This is a genomic window from Streptomyces sp. NPDC005898 (assembly GCF_040629635.1).
Taxonomy (GTDB): domain Bacteria; phylum Actinomycetota; class Actinomycetes; order Streptomycetales; family Streptomycetaceae; genus Streptomyces.
Window position 1 is genome coordinate 319,262 of the sequence record NZ_JBEXWC010000003.1, and the last position, 14,734, is coordinate 333,995.

Below are 14,734 nucleotides of genomic sequence, written 5' to 3' on the forward strand. Positions count from 1 at the left end.
CTTCTTGGAGACTGCTGTGACCGCCACAACGACCAGCGCACCCGCACCCCTGTCGATCTGGGATGCCGCACGAGCCGCTGACGCTCGGCGCCCGCGCTCGGTACAGACTCAGCTCGGGGCGTCGGACACCATCTGCGCACGCCGCGCCGGATACATCCTGGCCGGCGCGGAGCGGACGAACCCCGGAGACAAACGGGCCGCCATTCTCGGCACGTACATCCACCAAGGGCTGCTCGAAGACGCGCGCCGCGAGTACGGGTGGCTGGTGGAGCGCACGGTTGCTGACGCGACGCTGCGCGGACATGTCGATGTCGTACAGCTCGACGCGGCGACGGCCGCGCGGCTGCCGAAGCGCCACCGGCCCGTGCGCCCCGCGGATGTGGTGACCGTGGAGGACGTGAAGACCAAGTCCTCTCGTGTCTGGGACCGCGTCGTGCGCTACGGGCCGACTGCTGCCGAGATGCGCCAGGTCCTGCTGTACGCCGACTTGTTGCGCACGGTCGGCTTCGCCGACATGCCCGGCCAGCGGTACCTGCACCGTCTGGGCCCGGTGGATGTTCAGCGCATCCGGTTCAGGTTCGTGTGCCGCGACACGGGCGAGGAACACGTGCAGGAGTTCGCCTTCGACGAATGGCTGGCCACGGAAGCACGCTGGTGGGTGGACCGGGTTCTGGAAGCCGATGCGCCGGAGCAGTTGCGGCGCGATCACGAGGGCCCGGGCCTGTCCGTGATCTGCGACAACTGCGCGTTCATGCAGACCTGCTGGGCCGGTGCCGCGCCTGGGCGGCCCGCGCAGACGATCCTTGTTCACGATGACGAGGGCCGGGCCCGAGCCCTTGCCGACTACGTGCGGGCTCACGAGCGTTTCAGGGAGGCGAAGCGGGTCAAGGAACTCGCGCGGGCGATGCTCGATGACTCCCCCGAAGGCAACTACGGCGAGAACCACCTGGGCTGGAGCGGCGGCAACGACAAGGAGGAGACGGACGTCGCCGCGATGGTCGAGGAGTTCGAGAACGCCGATCTGACCGTGCCGATGGTTCCGGACACCGACGCCATGGTGGCAATCCTCCGCCGTGCCGGGATGGTCGTTCCCCGCCGCAAGGCCGCTGGTCAGAAGACCGCGCGCACCATCAAGGTCACACGGGCCCGTACGCGGCCCTGACGGCTCCCTGGCGGGCCTGCGAGGCCGGGCCCGCCTTCCCCTTCATCACCCTTGCTCTGCTGCTTGTACTGCCCTGGAGGCATGCTCCGTGACCATCCTGCGCCGCCACCTCAGCTCCGGTTACACCGTGCTGCCGACGGCCACCCTGGAAGATTCCCGACTGTCGTTCCGGGCGCGAGGGGTCCTCGCGTTCCTGGTCGCGAAGCCGGACGACTGGCAGGTACGCGCCGAGTCCATCGCCAAGATGGGCACGGAGGGCCGGGATGCGGTGCGGGCCGTGCTGCGCGAGCTGCGCAACTGCGGCTACTACCGGGTGATCACGGAGCGGTTGAGCGACGGAAGGCTGATCCGGATCACGGAGGTGTACGACACTGCGCAGGACTGGGCCGCCGAAGAGTACGCCCGCCAGGTGGTCAGGCGGGTCGAGCGCAGGCTGAAAGCCGAAGCCGAGCAGTCTCCACAGACTGTGGAGGATGAGGGCTCTGAGACCGAGGACGGGTTTTCAGGCGTCGGTTCACCAGGCGTCGGTGAACCCGCCACAGGTGCACCCGCCGCCGGTTCTTCAGGCTTTCTAGTTAGTAACCACACCAATTACCCACAGCAGAACCCCCCTTCCCCCGCAGCTGTCGCTCCAGGGGCGCCCGTAGAGGCATTCGGTTCGTCGGGCCTGGAGGGCGGCGGCTGTGTGGCTCACGTCGATCAGCCTGGCCGTCGCTGCCGCGCCTGCGGCACCAGTCCGCGCAAGCAGCGGGAGGCGCAGCAACAGGCAGAGAAGGAGCAGGTCAAGGCTTCTCGGCGTGAGGCCAATGAGCGGGTGCTGAAGTCTGTGCGGCGCCAGCCGGACGCGCAGGGTTTGTCCGCCGTGGCTCGTCAGCGACTGGAGGAGATTCGGCAGGCGCAAGCCCGGGAGAAGGCGGACCGCACTCCTGGCGGTCCAAGATAGGTCGCGCTCTTTACCTCGCCTGGCTTGCCGGGGGCGAGCCGACGATCCGGCAATAGAGTAGAATTTACGTGAACGCGAGCCGTTCGAGCCCCGGGTGCACCCCTGAACCCTCCCTCTTCGAATTGACAGACCGGTACCGGTGCGATTTCTAATAGGTCGCGATATCCATTCAGATCGGATGCTCATGCTGGACACTGCCTCGATGGCCGCCGCCGCGCGCGCCGCGTACGGCCCGGAGGAGCTGGAGGCGCTCGCCGCCTACAGCGATCTGTACGCGGCCCTTGAATCCTGCGGACTGCACCCCTACGTCGAGACCCGTGGGGGTCTTGCAGTCTGCGCCTACACCGCGGACGGTTCGCTGATCGTCGTAGCGGGACAGGACGCCCTGCCGCTACGGCGGCAGTCCCTCAAGGGATGGCACATCACCCACGTCCCCGAGGACTCACCCAGCCCGTCTTGGCGGTGCGCCGTCTACGACACGGTCCCGCAGGACCCGGCCAGCGAAGCGGCTGGCAGTCTCGCCCTCGACGAGGCCACCGGGGCCGTCACCGCCCATCTCGTCGCCTGCCGGGCCGGGGCGGCGGCATGAGGCTTTCCGACGATGACCGGCAGATGGCCGTCCGGGACTTCTTCATGCCGGCGCAGCTCCTGGAGTTCGCGGACCTGGCCGACAGCGCGTCCCGCAGCGCATGGGGCAGTCGCGAGTTCAGCCGCCGCTGCGGGAGCTCGACCGTTCGCCGCCTGGAGGGCGAGCCGGATGCCGGGGCGCTGGCGCGGTGGACGCCTGCGCCCGGCGGGTTCCGGTACGAACTCGACACCAGCAGAGGTGTCCGCGCGGACACCCTCACCTGGTCTGACGTGCGGGAGACCATCGAGGCGCGCATGACGGCCGTCCGCTACGGAGCCCTGCGCGAGGCGGTCACACGGCAGGCGGAACACGAGAAGGCCTATGTGCCCTGCCCAGGCCTGTACGCCGACGCCGCCACCTGGGAGCGGGAGTTCTACCGCAGGTGGTCGCGCCAGAACTCAGCTCTCCAGCTTCGGGCCGCCGCCGCGCTGGACGCGATCTTGCCTGCCGCCGTCGCGCACCCACCCCTCTTCTGAACCTCCCTCCACCAGGAAGCAAGCCCTCGTGATCACCTCAACATCGTCCACCGCGTGGACCGAGAACGCCCCGTGCGCAGGCCTTGACGGATACCTCCCCGAGGAATCATTGCTGCGCAAGCCGCAGCAACTTCTGGAAGCCTGCGGCCCGTTGCTGGAGGGGTGCGCCGCCTGCCCGTTCATCGTGCGCTGCTACGACCGCGTCCGCCCGGCAGCCAACCACTTCGACGGGGTGTGCGCGGCGCGGCTTTGGGTGAACGGCAAGGTCGCGGCGAGCGCCGAGGGGGTAGAGCCGTTGCCCAAGCTCCCGACACAAGCCGGGACGTGTGGGACGAGCAGCGGGGTGAAGGGACATCGGCGGCTCGGTGAACCGCTCTGCGGTGAGTGCCGGGTGACGGCCCAGCGGGCCGACGTGCGCCGCGCGGGCGCGGCCAGCATCCGTAAGCGGGCGACGCGCGGCAAGGCTCTCGCGCCAGCCGCGTGACCCGCCGTCCCGCGCTGGCGCTGAAGGGCAGCGATATCGGCGCCAGGACCGGCGCGCACCCCGCACCTCGCGACAGGTGGCGCGCTTTGACACCCCCTCCTTAGATAGTAGAATTTACTTAGAGCGGTGAGGGAAACGAACCGCCGGACCACCGAAGGAAGAAGCCCCATGCACGCACCACTGCCCGACCCGCTCGCCGTGCTCCAGGTCGCCACAGAACACCGGATCACCGAGGAGCAGGCAGCGACCGCCATCGAGTGGGCAGCACACCTGACGGTGCACGCATGGGGCACCTACGCCGGACTGCTCGGCATCGAGGAGCGTGACGGCCGCGCCATGGAGGCCTGGTTCCACTCCCTCCCGCCCGCCACAAGGGCCGCCGTGCTCGACGACGCGGTCACCGCGGTAGTGGATGCCGACAACGCACTCGCCGACATCTACCAGCAAAAGGACCGCCAGGCCCGCGTCATACGCACCAACCGGCGCCGCATACACATCCGTTGAGACAAAACTTCCCCCGGCCCGCCTCACATCGAGGCGGGCCGCGCCATGCCCACACCCCGAACTCCACGAAAAGGAACGCCTGATGGGTGCCATCGACTTCTACACCCCGGCCACCGGTCCCGACCTCACCACGGCCTTCAACGCCGCCCGCAGCCACCACCGGTGGGAGCACGGGCACTCCGGGTTCACCGGCACCGTCGCGGAGAAGGAGACGGTGGCGCTGATCGACGAACCGCGGCGCAGCGAACGGGCGGCAACTGCTCGCGCCGAGCAGCTCGTTCACGCCGACGACCCGCGGATCTCCTGCAAATGGGGCCCCGCCGGCGCATTGCCGATCACCACCGACTCCGGCGAGAGGGGGTGGCTGCTCTTCGGCACAGCCTCTTACTGACTCACCAAGCCACCTGGCGCCGGGCCGGATCAGGCCCGGCCTCCATCCCCTTCCATCTGGAAAGACACCGCACCGTGCTCGACAAGCATGTACCGCTCGACGCCGCCGCCGACGTGATCAACGACCTGCGGCTGAACAGCGCCCAGATCAGACGCGTCACCACCGCCGTGCAGCGCATCGTCGCGACCGCCTACGAACGGCTGCCCGCAGCCCGACGCCCGCACGACTTTGACGCCTTCACCGACTCCGTGCCAGCACACCACTGGGCCCTGATGTTCGAGGCGTGCGCCCTCAGGCAGCTGGGCCGGACCACCGAAGCCTGCGCGCTGATCACCGCGGCCCGCCATCTCGATGCGATTCACCACTGTTCGAAGACGGCACCCGCATGACCGCGCACCCTTTGCCGGTCGGCACCCGGGTCAGCCACACCCATCAGGAGTGGGCCCGCCGCCTCCCGGACGGCACGGCACCCGTCATCGACCGCCAAGGGCCCTGGCCAGATGGCTCCTGGGAGTACCACGTCCGCACCGCGCTCGACTTCTCCCGCCGGCCAGGCCCGCACAACCCCGAGATCCGTACGACCTGGTGGCCCTCCCACGCCACCACTTCGACGAAAGCGAAGACCATGAACGACACTCCACCGAAGGCCTCCGCCGGACACGAGACAAAGGAGGCTGCCGCCCTCCACACGCTCCTCAGCAACGCCCTGACGCTCTTTCACGGCGACACTGGGAAGGCCAGTGCCAGCCTGGGCCTGTACTCGCTTTGGGCGCGCGTCTCGCCGGAGGTCCGGCGTGATGTCCTGCTGCGCACCGCATGGGAGGCCCGCGCAGCACAGGCAGGTCAGGCCGAGACGCTGAGCACCGCGTTCCAGTACGTACGGGTCTTCACCCGGTACGCCGCCGAGTGGGCCCAGCAATACCCCGAGGGATCACGCCCCAGCTTCTGCTCCGGCATGCACTCGGCACACATCGCGGCGTCCTCCCTCGCCTTCGATCGAGACGACCTCAAGGTCTCCCTGGAGGCGGCGCTGCTGCTGATCGGCCTGTCCGGCCAGCCGGAGGCCAACTCATGAGGGCTGGCACGCACGTGTGGCTGCGCAGCACCTCGGGCCAACACCTCGCCGACCGAGACGGCACGCCGGTCGTCTTCGTGATCACCGATGTCCAAAGCCTGGCCCAACACGGCACTTGGTACCAGCTGCACACCTCACGTCCAGCAGCACAGGAGATCTTCGGGGGCTGGCACACCGGACTCTCCCTCACCCCCGTCCCCAAGCGCGACCTCCGGGAAGGAACCAGTCAGTGACCATCGAGATCACCCACACACGCAGCGAAGGCACCCTCATCCACGGGACCAGCAAGGGCGACGAGGCATCCGCCGTCCTGCGCACCCGCCACTACCCCTCTGGCTACACCGTCCCTGCGCGGTTCTCGCGGAACCTGGACTGCTGGTACCTGCCCCACAGCCGTGACAAGCGGGCCTCGCAGGGCATGCTCGAAGCCCTCGCCGCCCGGCTGCGCACCGCAGGCTTCGAGGTGGCGGTGACCATCGACGAGGACACTCGCCGCACCTTCGCCGAAGCCGAGGCAGAGCGCGTCAAGCAGGCCCAGGCGCGGGCCGAGCGATCCGGCAAGAGGGCCGGGCGGGCCGCTGATCGTTCCGCCGAGCGGCGGGAGATGGCCCACCGGATCGCCTCCGCGATCCCCTTCGGCCAGCCCATCCTCGCCGGACATCATTCTGAGCGGCGTGCGCGACGCGATCAGGAGCGCATCCACAGCGACATGGGCACGGCCATCGCCGAGGCTGAGCGCGCCGAGCACTGGGCGGCCAGGGCGGCGGCCGCCGAGGGTTACGAGGGGTTCCGCAATGCGCCCCGCCGCACGCTGCGGCGCCTTGGGACACTCCGCGCGGCTCTGCGGCACGTCGAACGGAGGCAGAAGAGTGAGTCAGCCGGGGACAACGCCAGCCCGGAGACCGTGGCCGAGCTTCAGCGGCGGCACCACGAGCTGACCGAGGAGATCGAGTTCTGGAAGGAGGTCATCGAGGAGGCCAAGGCGGACGGCTTCAAGGTCTGGGGGCCGGCGGACTTCTCGGTGGGTGACTTCGCCCGCATAAGCGGGCGGTGGTTCCAAGTGCTGGGGGTGAACCCGAAGTCGGTTACCGTGCCGAGCATCCTCAGCGTCCGCTCCGAGGTCGTCACCGCGGAGAACGCTTCCTTCGGCGGCAGGACCCGCACCGTCCGGTATGACGAGGTCTTCGGCCGCATGGAGGCGGAGGAGATCGCCCAGCTCCTTCAGGCGGACAGCGACCAGTAACCCCTCCCTTTGAGCTGGGGCTCCGCAGTTGCCCCACCCCAAATTGAGAGTAGAATTTAGCTATCGGGAGGGAGGTGGAAGCTCCTTCCGCCCCCTCCCCCCTCACCTATCAGCTCGACACGAACGGCACGCACCAGCATGAGCACCACCAGCCCGGACGCTCCCGACATCAGCGTCTATCTCAACGGCCTCCAACCCACACCCCGCACCCTCGCCTCCGCCACCCTCACCCTGGCCCGCATCTATGAACTGGGCTCGGTCTGACATGGCGGGCTGGATGCGCGGGATGTGGCGGATCACCCTGTGGCACCCCGACCGGGACGACGGAACGTGCGTGTACCTGGTGCCGCACTGGCAGGCGCGCACCGAAGTGGCCGCGCGCTCCGTGGCCCTGGCGCGGCACGCCGACCGGGCCGCGGTGATGAATGATCCCGCCCACGCCCTGCAGATGACGGTCAGCGAGGTCGTGTTCACCCCCGCCGCGCGCTCTCAGGCACGGGCGGCGGCGTGGGTGGCCCTCGTTCAACACGACGCGATCACCGAGCACGGCTGGGCACGCAGTCCGCTCGATGGCCAGCACGTCGAGCGCGATGAGGAGTGGCAGCAGGAAGTGCACGCCACCCATCACCGCTACCGCGAGCGGATCATCGGCTTCGGGGACTCCATCGGAGAGGTCATGGCCTCCGTCGCCGGGACCGACGCGGCCTGGGACCTGGAGCCATACCGGGACAGATTCGGTCGTATCCGCTGGGACGACGTCCGCGCCGACATCCACAAAGCGGCACTCACCCACATCTGGCATACGCCCTTCGGCGTCGTCTGGATCGACCTCGGCTAGCCCCACCCCTCCTGCCTTCACGGCCCGCCCACACCCCGGGCGGGCCGTCGCACACCCACGCCCCTCACCGAAAAGGCCCCCCATCGTGACCCAGCAGCTCGACCTCTTCGCAGACCTGGCCTCCGACCCCGCGCCGGTGCCGGCCACCTTCGCCGCACCGCCGAAGCCACAGGCTGTGAAACAGGCGCCGCGCCCGAAGGCGGTTCCCACCATTGAGCCCTCACCGCAACAGCCCCGGCGCTCGAGCGGCCCGCGCCCGGTCCGTGAACCGCACCGGCGCGCACTGGAGATAGGTGAAGCTGTCGCAGCGCGCTGGCACAACCTGCACGGTGGGACCGCCATCGAGGTGCCCATCGGCGTGGTCGCCGCTCTGTGCCTCATACGGCAGAAGGATCTCCAGGGGCCCGACCTCAAAGAGCAGATCCTCAACCAGGACGGCCCACAGTTGATCTGCATGCTCCGCGAGATCTGGTCGACGCACTGGCTGCACCGCCCCGACCTGATCGATCGCGCCCGCATTCTGCACGAGTGGCTCAACGACGACGTGGACCGGCACCGTGAGCACGCGGTACGCGCGATCACCGAAACAGCCCTGAGGCAGGGCCTGTTGGACCTGACAGGCCACGAGGACCCCTACCTGCGTTCCGCCACTGATGTGCTCTCACCGGTGATGACGAGCATGCGCTCCCACGGCGCGCAGAAAGGCCTTGGCGAGTACCACACCCCCGCTCCGATCGCGGAAGCCCTCAGCGAGATGATCACCCTGGAGAATCTGGCCGACTTCAAGCTCGCCCTCCTCCCCCCGAAGCAGGGCATGCACCTTCACGACCCCTGCGCTGGCAGCGGAGGCCTGCTGCGGGCGGCGGCTCAGCGCATCCGCGAACACGGGGCCGACCCAAAGAACTTCCAGTGGTCGATGGTGGACATCGACCCGATCGCGGCCGCCTGTGCCGCAGTGAACGCGATCGTCTGGGAGCTCGGGCCTCGGGTGACCGTCGCCTGTGCCGATGCGCTGGCGAATCCGAAGGCAGTCGAAGACGCGATGAAGGAGGCCCGGGCCGTTTTCGAGCATCGCGACGAGGTGTTCGGAAAGGCCAGCGCCATCGCGGGCATCAGGAAGATGCAGCGCCTGCTGGAGTCCATCGCCGCCTGACACCCCCCCTACTGACCTGGGGAAACGGAGTTGACCCACCCCCCGAGGAGAGTAGTATTTAGTTATCGGTTGAAGCGAGAACACCCCAAGGAGACAGATCCCTATGACCGAATCCACCCGTGCCCTGCGCATCGACCTGGACGGCAAGGTCACCGACCTTGACCTCGGTGCGGCCCTTCACCAACAGAGGAAGATCCTCGGACGGGCGGTACGCGCCTCGCTGGAAGTCGTCACCCGCATCAGGCAGCCGGACGGCACAGCTGTCGTCGCTCTGGCCGGGGAGCACCGGCAGGGCAAGCACCCCAACTTCTATGCCTCACTCGCAGTTGACGAGCTGGGCGGCGGTCTCGGCCACAGCCTGCAAGGCCCCGTCGTCTTCGCTCAGGTGACGGACGACGGCGAGCTGACCGCGCTCCTCGACGCCCCCGCGTCCGCCATCAAAGCCCTCTGCCCCCAACACCCCGACGGCATTTCCGTCTTCATTCACCTCCCCTGAAACACCCTCGCGGAGCGGCCCGTTCAGCCGCCCCGCACCAACTCCCCGGTAGAGAGGACCCCCACCCCATGAGCACGACCCCCGCCCCACAGCACACCGCCCCGCAGCACGACGACGCACAGGAGCCGCCCACCCTCTCCCCGGCCGACCTGCACCGGCTTGCCGAAGCCATCGCCACAGAACTCGGCCCCTGGGAGCCCGTAGCCGACCGAGGCGACTGTCTCCACCTCGCGGGCCCCGACCAGCGTGCGATCGGCCTGCGCCTGCTGTTCAGCGGCCGTGCCCTTCAGACGTTCGCCATCGGCGGCACCCCGCCCGACACCACGCCCGAGGACGGCGTGCTGCCGTTGGCACAAGGCGTGCGCTACAGCACCGGCGTCACCTTCACCTGCGACGAGACACCGCTGGAAGCAACTCTCCACGCCGTCCGCGCCGTGCTGCTCCCCGCCTTCGAGGGGCACCGCCCCCTCCTCACCTCTCGCGGCAGCCGCCCGCCCCAGCCCCCCGCGAGCGCGGCCGCCAACTCGGCGCCGGCCGAGTCCGCACCCCCGCCGCAGGCCCCCAAGGCCCGCACACGCAAGAGCACCGTGAAGCCGAAGGCGGACCCCAAGCCCCGCACACGCAAGGCGGCCTCCAAGCCGAAGGAGACCAAGCCTCGCCGTACCAGCTCGAAGACCATCACCAGCTGACACCCGCCCGGATCTGAGAAGGAGCACCATGACCGTCACCGACACCACCCAGCCCACCGCCAAGGCCCCCGTCGGAGTGGAGGGGTTTGACGGAACGTTCACCTGGGTCGACCCGCGCACCCTGGTGATCGACCCCTACAACCACCGCAAGTCGCGCACCTCCGCCACCGGCACCACAGATGCCGACGCCGAGCACGAGGACACCGCCGAGGAGCCCAACCCGGGGGAGCCGGATACGACCGAACCGGACGCCGAGCTGATCGCTTCCGTCGAAGAGGTCGGCGTGCAGACCCCGCTGCTGCTGCGCCCACAGGAGGACGGCGAGACGCTGGGCGTCATCTTCGGGCAACGCCGCTGCAAGGCGGCCGTCCTCGCCGCGGAAAAGGCGACAGCCAAAGGCCGCCCCTACCGCAAGGTCCCGGTGATCATTCGCACCGACCTGACAGGGGTGGACGATGACGCGCTGACGCTCAGCCTCATCGAGAACAAGCACCGTACGGCCGCCACCGCACGCGATGAGCTTGCAGCGGTCCGGCAGCTCTCGCTCATGAAGATCAGCAAGACCCGCAAGGCGAAGCACGCCCGCACCCTGGGGTTGAGCCCCAAGCAGGTCAAGGCCGCAGAGACCGCCGACAAACTGAGCGACAACCTGCTGAAGCGAGCCCTGAACTACGACTTCGACTTCCTGGAAATGGCCGACCTCCACGAGGTCCAGGACCTCGACTACGCCCTCGCCTGGCTGCGCGCCGCGAAACAGCGGGACATCGAGGAAGGCAACGGCCAGCGCGGCCACTGGGCGCACGAGATGCAGGAGCTGCGCGAGCGCCTGGCCGACCAGGCGGCACGCAACGAGATCATGGAGGACCTCGCCGAAGCCGGCATCCCCCTCCATTCCCCAACCTGGGACTGGACAGTCACCTCCTCCCGCCCGCTCACCCACCTGGTGACGGCAGACGGCGCCCCCCTGGACGCCAAGGAACACACCTCCTGCCCCGGCCACGCCGCCTACCTCGACCGCACCGAACCGGTGGCCGTCTGGCTCTGCCAGGACTGGCAGAAGTGCGGGCACCAGCTCGCCCCTGACGCTCCAAAGGACAGCCGGGAACACGGGAGCCGGGAGGAGGCATTGCAGGCCCGGCGCACCGTCATCGCCAACAACAAGGCCTGGCGCGCGGCAAGGCCGGTGCGGCACGAGTTCCTGGCCTCCCTGTGCACGCGCAAGGGCAACGCCTCCACGGCGGCATGGTCGCTCATCCTGTCGACGCTGACCGGCACGACGTACATGTTCGAGCACTTCATCGGAACCCACGACACGTCGCTGACGAGCACGTTTCTGCGGGTGCCGGACCCGAACGCCAAGCAGAGCGGGAAATGGAATCGGGTCAGCGACCCCTTCGCAGGCCTGATCGCGGTGACCCCGGCGTCACGACGCTGGCAGATCCTGCTGGCACTCACCTGTGCGGCGTACGAGCAGCAGGCCATGGGAGACAGCGCCTGGCGCGGCGGCCCCAGCCCCGCGACCACTCGGTGGCTGGCGTTCTTGAAGTCGGAGGGATACACGCTGTCCGACATCGAAGCGCAAACCCTCAAGGCAGGCGAAGAGCGGGCGAAGACACAGGCCGAAGCGGAGGGCGGCGAGCCACAGGCACCCGCCGCCGAGGAGGGGGCCGAGTCACCGCAGGCGGCTGAACCGATAGCAGCCTGACCCCGCCTCTGACCTGCACGTACGCGATTGACGCTCCCTCAATGAAGAGTAGAATTTACTTATCAAGAGGAGGGGGCGTCACCCCCGCACACCCACCGAACGGACCTCACCCGTGACCCCCACTCCCCAGCACGACACCACCCTCACCCCCCAAGAAGCCGACCGCATCGCCACCATCACAGCCCACCTCAGCGCCGCGAATCTGCCACCACTCGAACTCCACCGCACCGACTGGACCGAAAAGGGCGCACTCGTCAACGCCAACGACCCCGACGCCGTCCACACATCCCTCGAACTCCTCGAACCCGGCGGTGCTCGCGTCGCGGAAGTCCTGTGCAACCACGCACCCGACGAAGAACAGCCCGCCCAGGCGCTCGCCGCCGCCGAGGCCGCCGCCCTCCTGCTCGCACACGCCCCAACCGACATCGCCTACCTCCTGCGGCTCATCAACGACAAGGCCAGCCGATGAACCACACCTACGGCGTATCGCTCTCCGGCAAGCCCCACCTCGTCACCGTCGCAACCTGGCCGCCCGATCCCAACCAACTCGTCCTCACCCGCTGCGGACGACTCGCCCTGCGCGAGATCCCCGAACCCGCCCCCGAGCATCTCTGCGGAAGCTGCCATCGCCTACTCAACCGCGACCTGCACCAGCAGGCCGCCGACCGCCGGCACCGCCAGCGCCACGTCGAACCAGTCTGCCTCCGGCTCGCAGCCGAGATCCACCTCCGGCGCCTGGAACTCCTATCCGGCCTCGACACCACCACGCACCGGGTCATACCGCCCACCCGCACCGCCGAACAAGGCGCGATCATCACCGGCCTCCTCCTCGCCCTGTCGATCACCCTCGGCACCCCGGGGAACTACGACGCCGCCGAGCAGTACACCCACGCGACAGCGGCCGCCACCCTGAAGCACACCAATCCACACCCACGACCAGACAAGGGAACGGCGGCATGACCCCCGCGGGGACACCATCCGCTGACAACCAGCCGCCCGCTCGACCGACCCGGAACGAGAACCACCGTGCCCTCAACCCCCGCCCCGCGAGGCTTCATCGTCACCGTGCCCATCACCGCACCGGTCCCGGTCTCACGCCTGCGAACCAAGGACGCTTTCGCCCTGCCTGAAGCGCCCGACGACCACCTGGTCATCCGCTCCATCCAGGCCCACCCCGCCGCGAGCACCCGCCTGATCATCAACGCTCAGGGCAAAGGGACACCCCTCACGATGCACCCCGAGGAACCCGGACTCCCCATACGGATGCTGCGCACCTTCGAGCTGACCTGCGCCATGTGTCCCAGCCGCGCCCGCCGAGTCCTTGACCTCATGCTGCACGGCACCCCGCAGGCGTGGGTCTGCCAGGCCTGCGGTCAGCCGAGCTGAAACCAAGAAGAGTGCTTTGTATCGTGACCTATAACAGCGAACGCGCCATCACCGTCGGCGCCATCCAAGTCCTCATCCACACCACCCACCGCACCCACCCCACCGTCACCGTCAGCAGGCAAGGCGACATCATCGTCCGCGGCCCGAACACCACCACCGACGCAGAAGCCACCGCACTCGTCGAACGACGCCGCCCATGGATCTACCGGCAGCTCACCCACCTCGCCGAGACCACCCCCGACGACCCCCTCAAGGAACTCGCCCCCGGCTCACAATTCGACGTTCTCGAACAACCGCACCAACCTGCACATCACCCCCGATAACGAACAAGAGGAGCCGCTGACCCGCCTACGCCAGACCCCCACCGGAGCACGACTCGCCCTCCGGCACACCACAGCACTTAACCCCGACAAAGCGCAGCGAACCATCATCAACTTCTACGCCACCACCGGACAGGAATGGCTGAAAACACACCACGATCAGATCACCACGCACACAACAAACCCGCCACTAACAGGCACCTTCTCAACTCGAATGCGCACCACCTGGGCACGCAACCACCCAACCCGCGGACTCACCCTGCACTGGGCCACAGCTCAACTCCCGCCCACCCTCCTCCACGAACTCATCCGCCGAACCCTCAACCTCCCCTCCATCGCCAGCAACCACGACCTCAACAACGCCCTCCGCCGACTCTGGCTCGGACGGCTCACCACCCCAGACCCACCCCTCCACCCCAACCACAAGGAAAAACAACAGCAGTGACACCCCCACGTACCAATGCATACCGCCCCGGCCTGGGACAGAACTGGTACGCCGTCTGGGCCGTGACCTACTACGAGGCAGCCGAAGACGGCCTCGGCCCCTCACCGAACGGACGCTACTGGACAACCGAACTCGAAGCAGACCCACGCACGTCGAACCGAACCATCGGCCACCAGGCCTGGCTGTACATCAACCGCGAACGGCCAGACATACCCGAAGTCGACCTGCACAGCGCCCACATCCAACTCCAGGGCTACGCCGCCGGCCCACTCGACCAGAACGGAAAGCTGCCCCGCCTGCACGACGTGCGCTGCACAGCCTGCGGCTCACCAGACGTCGAGTTCACCGAACACCCCGACGCCTCCTGCCAAACCTGCGGAAAACACCAGACGCAACGGGAGGCCGCACTGTGCTCCTCACACTGCATGAAGTGCACACCCCTGAGGTCGAGGTCCGGGACGCCCTGAACCGCGAAAACGTACCGGCTGCCGTCCTGCACATTGCGACAGCAGCTGCGGACGCCCTCCTGCCTACTGTCAGCCGAACAGGCTGCTGATACCGCCTTGGCCATCCGCTCCATTCCAGATCGCGGCGCTCATCCAGAACGGAAACCAAAGAACCCGCTCCGGCAGAACCGGGGCGGCAACCAACCAGACGACAGGCAGAACAGTGAACAGCAGGCAGCAGACCAGCCCCCTCCTGCCAGAAGTGTGCGATTTGTCAGGCATCTGGCGAGCGTAGGCGGCGCTCACAAGCCGCGCATGAGTAGCCGTACCCAGTTCGTCGCTGAACGAGG

23 protein-coding genes are annotated in these 14,734 nt (G+C 68.2%); 22 read left to right on the forward strand and 1 reads right to left on the reverse strand.

The window, feature by feature from the left end; all coding sequences use genetic code 11:
• The first annotated feature begins 16 nt into the window (after nt 1–16).
• The 22 genes from ABZ385_RS06770 (at nt 17) to ABZ385_RS06875 (ending at nt 14,405) form a co-directional block, all read left to right on the forward strand.
• Nucleotides 17–1,162, forward strand: coding sequence for a hypothetical protein (locus ABZ385_RS06770; RefSeq protein ID WP_358910117.1), 1,146 nt, complete (start codon nt 17–19; stop codon nt 1,160–1,162).
• Between the two features lie 88 nt (nt 1,163–1,250).
• On the forward strand, nt 1,251–2,105 hold the full coding sequence (locus ABZ385_RS06775) for a hypothetical protein (RefSeq protein ID WP_358910119.1): 855 nt from the start codon (nt 1,251–1,253) through the stop codon (nt 2,103–2,105).
• Nucleotides 2,106–2,289: 184 nt separating this feature from the next.
• Nucleotides 2,290–2,694 (forward strand): hypothetical protein, encoded by a 405-nt coding sequence (locus ABZ385_RS06780; RefSeq protein ID WP_358910121.1) that lies wholly within the window; start codon nt 2,290–2,292, stop codon nt 2,692–2,694.
• Nucleotides 2,691–3,209, forward strand: coding sequence for a hypothetical protein (locus ABZ385_RS06785; protein ID WP_358910123.1), 519 nt, complete (start codon nt 2,691–2,693; stop codon nt 3,207–3,209). The genes ABZ385_RS06780 and ABZ385_RS06785 overlap by 4 nt, the downstream gene beginning before the upstream one ends.
• A gap of 28 nt (nt 3,210–3,237) precedes the next feature.
• A complete protein-coding gene (locus ABZ385_RS06790; RefSeq protein ID WP_358910125.1) occupies nt 3,238–3,693 on the forward strand; it encodes a hypothetical protein in 456 nt (151 codons plus the stop codon).
• A gap of 168 nt (nt 3,694–3,861) precedes the next feature.
• Complete coding sequence (locus ABZ385_RS06795) at nt 3,862–4,197, forward strand: hypothetical protein (RefSeq protein WP_358910126.1); 336 nt, start codon at nt 3,862–3,864, stop codon at nt 4,195–4,197.
• Nucleotides 4,198–4,279: 82 nt separating this feature from the next.
• Entirely contained in the window at nt 4,280–4,588 is a 309-nt protein-coding gene (locus tag ABZ385_RS06800; RefSeq protein WP_358910128.1) for a hypothetical protein, read from the forward strand.
• Between the two features lie 74 nt (nt 4,589–4,662).
• Nucleotides 4,663–4,977 (forward strand): hypothetical protein, encoded by a 315-nt coding sequence (locus ABZ385_RS06805; protein ID WP_358910129.1) that lies wholly within the window; start codon nt 4,663–4,665, stop codon nt 4,975–4,977.
• Nucleotides 4,974–5,663, forward strand: a complete 690-nt coding sequence (locus ABZ385_RS06810; RefSeq protein ID WP_358910131.1) for a hypothetical protein — start codon at nt 4,974–4,976, stop codon at nt 5,661–5,663. The genes ABZ385_RS06805 and ABZ385_RS06810 overlap by 4 nt, the downstream gene beginning before the upstream one ends.
• Nucleotides 5,660–5,896, forward strand: coding sequence for a hypothetical protein (locus ABZ385_RS06815; protein ID WP_358910133.1), 237 nt, complete (start codon nt 5,660–5,662; stop codon nt 5,894–5,896). The genes ABZ385_RS06810 and ABZ385_RS06815 overlap by 4 nt, the downstream gene beginning before the upstream one ends.
• A complete protein-coding gene (locus ABZ385_RS06820; RefSeq protein WP_358910135.1) occupies nt 5,893–6,906 on the forward strand; it encodes a DUF3560 domain-containing protein in 1,014 nt (337 codons plus the stop codon). The genes ABZ385_RS06815 and ABZ385_RS06820 overlap by 4 nt, the downstream gene beginning before the upstream one ends.
• Nucleotides 6,907–7,044: 138 nt before the next feature.
• Complete coding sequence (locus tag ABZ385_RS06825) at nt 7,045–7,170, forward strand: hypothetical protein (protein ID WP_358910136.1); 126 nt, start codon at nt 7,045–7,047, stop codon at nt 7,168–7,170.
• Between the two features lies 1 nt (nt 7,171).
• Complete coding sequence (locus ABZ385_RS06830) at nt 7,172–7,744, forward strand: hypothetical protein (protein ID WP_358910137.1); 573 nt, start codon at nt 7,172–7,174, stop codon at nt 7,742–7,744.
• Nucleotides 7,745–7,829: 85 nt separating this feature from the next.
• Nucleotides 7,830–8,897, forward strand: coding sequence for an N-6 DNA methylase (locus ABZ385_RS06835; RefSeq protein ID WP_358910139.1), 1,068 nt, complete (start codon nt 7,830–7,832; stop codon nt 8,895–8,897).
• A gap of 103 nt (nt 8,898–9,000) precedes the next feature.
• Nucleotides 9,001–9,393: a hypothetical protein gene (locus ABZ385_RS06840; RefSeq protein WP_358910141.1), complete on the forward strand. Its 393-nt coding sequence runs from the start codon at nt 9,001–9,003 to the stop codon at nt 9,391–9,393.
• Nucleotides 9,394–9,461: 68 nt separating this feature from the next.
• Nucleotides 9,462–10,082, forward strand: coding sequence for a hypothetical protein (locus ABZ385_RS06845; protein WP_358910143.1), 621 nt, complete (start codon nt 9,462–9,464; stop codon nt 10,080–10,082).
• A 28-nt stretch (nt 10,083–10,110) separates the two neighbouring features.
• Entirely contained in the window at nt 10,111–11,787 is a 1,677-nt protein-coding gene (locus ABZ385_RS06850) for a ParB N-terminal domain-containing protein (RefSeq protein ID WP_358910145.1), read from the forward strand.
• Between the two features lie 112 nt (nt 11,788–11,899).
• On the forward strand, nt 11,900–12,256 hold the full coding sequence (locus tag ABZ385_RS06855; RefSeq protein ID WP_358910147.1) for a hypothetical protein: 357 nt from the start codon (nt 11,900–11,902) through the stop codon (nt 12,254–12,256).
• On the forward strand, nt 12,253–12,747 hold the full coding sequence (locus ABZ385_RS06860; RefSeq protein WP_358910148.1) for a hypothetical protein: 495 nt from the start codon (nt 12,253–12,255) through the stop codon (nt 12,745–12,747). The genes ABZ385_RS06855 and ABZ385_RS06860 overlap by 4 nt, the downstream gene beginning before the upstream one ends.
• 66 nt (nt 12,748–12,813) lie before the next feature.
• On the forward strand, nt 12,814–13,173 hold the full coding sequence (locus ABZ385_RS06865) for a hypothetical protein (RefSeq protein WP_358910149.1): 360 nt from the start codon (nt 12,814–12,816) through the stop codon (nt 13,171–13,173).
• A gap of 23 nt (nt 13,174–13,196) precedes the next feature.
• Nucleotides 13,197–13,496 carry a YgjP-like metallopeptidase domain-containing protein gene (locus tag ABZ385_RS06870; protein ID WP_358910151.1) on the forward strand — a complete coding sequence of 100 codons (300 nt, stop codon included), beginning with the start codon at nt 13,197–13,199 and terminating at the stop codon, nt 13,494–13,496.
• Nucleotides 13,497–14,000: 504 nt separating this feature from the next.
• Nucleotides 14,001–14,405 carry a hypothetical protein gene (locus tag ABZ385_RS06875; protein ID WP_358910153.1) on the forward strand — a complete coding sequence of 135 codons (405 nt, stop codon included), beginning with the start codon at nt 14,001–14,003 and terminating at the stop codon, nt 14,403–14,405.
• Nucleotides 14,406–14,474: 69 nt separating this feature from the next.
• Here the strand turns inward: ABZ385_RS06875 and ABZ385_RS06880 are convergent, their stop codons facing one another.
• On the reverse strand, nt 14,475–14,666 hold the full coding sequence (locus tag ABZ385_RS06880) for a hypothetical protein (protein WP_358910155.1): 192 nt from the start codon (nt 14,664–14,666) through the stop codon (nt 14,475–14,477).
• Between the last annotated feature and the right edge of the window lie 68 nt (nt 14,667–14,734).

What these genes read in the sequence shown, in the direction of transcription:
- ABZ385_RS06830 (WP_358910137.1), top strand. Translation starts at nt 7,172, where the DNA reads ATGGCGGGCTGGATGCGCGGGATGTGGCGGATCACCCTGTGGCACCCC.
- ABZ385_RS06780 (WP_358910121.1), top strand. Translation starts at nt 2,290, where the DNA reads ATGCTGGACACTGCCTCGATGGCCGCCGCCGCGCGCGCCGCGTACGGC.
- ABZ385_RS06840 (WP_358910141.1), top strand. Translation starts at nt 9,001, where the DNA reads ATGACCGAATCCACCCGTGCCCTGCGCATCGACCTGGACGGCAAGGTC.
- ABZ385_RS06880 (WP_358910155.1), bottom strand. Translation starts at nt 14,666, where the DNA reads ATGCCTGACAAATCGCACACTTCTGGCAGGAGGGGGCTGGTCTGCTGC.
- ABZ385_RS06785 (WP_358910123.1), top strand. Translation starts at nt 2,691, where the DNA reads ATGAGGCTTTCCGACGATGACCGGCAGATGGCCGTCCGGGACTTCTTC.
- ABZ385_RS06825 (WP_358910136.1), top strand. Translation starts at nt 7,045, where the DNA reads ATGAGCACCACCAGCCCGGACGCTCCCGACATCAGCGTCTATCTCAAC.
- ABZ385_RS06795 (WP_358910126.1), top strand. Translation starts at nt 3,862, where the DNA reads ATGCACGCACCACTGCCCGACCCGCTCGCCGTGCTCCAGGTCGCCACA.
- ABZ385_RS06810 (WP_358910131.1), top strand. Translation starts at nt 4,974, where the DNA reads ATGACCGCGCACCCTTTGCCGGTCGGCACCCGGGTCAGCCACACCCAT.
- ABZ385_RS06800 (WP_358910128.1), top strand. Translation starts at nt 4,280, where the DNA reads ATGGGTGCCATCGACTTCTACACCCCGGCCACCGGTCCCGACCTCACC.
- ABZ385_RS06845 (WP_358910143.1), top strand. Translation starts at nt 9,462, where the DNA reads ATGAGCACGACCCCCGCCCCACAGCACACCGCCCCGCAGCACGACGAC.
- ABZ385_RS06815 (WP_358910133.1), top strand. Translation starts at nt 5,660, where the DNA reads ATGAGGGCTGGCACGCACGTGTGGCTGCGCAGCACCTCGGGCCAACAC.
- ABZ385_RS06850 (WP_358910145.1), top strand. Translation starts at nt 10,111, where the DNA reads ATGACCGTCACCGACACCACCCAGCCCACCGCCAAGGCCCCCGTCGGA.
- ABZ385_RS06860 (WP_358910148.1), top strand. Translation starts at nt 12,253, where the DNA reads ATGAACCACACCTACGGCGTATCGCTCTCCGGCAAGCCCCACCTCGTC.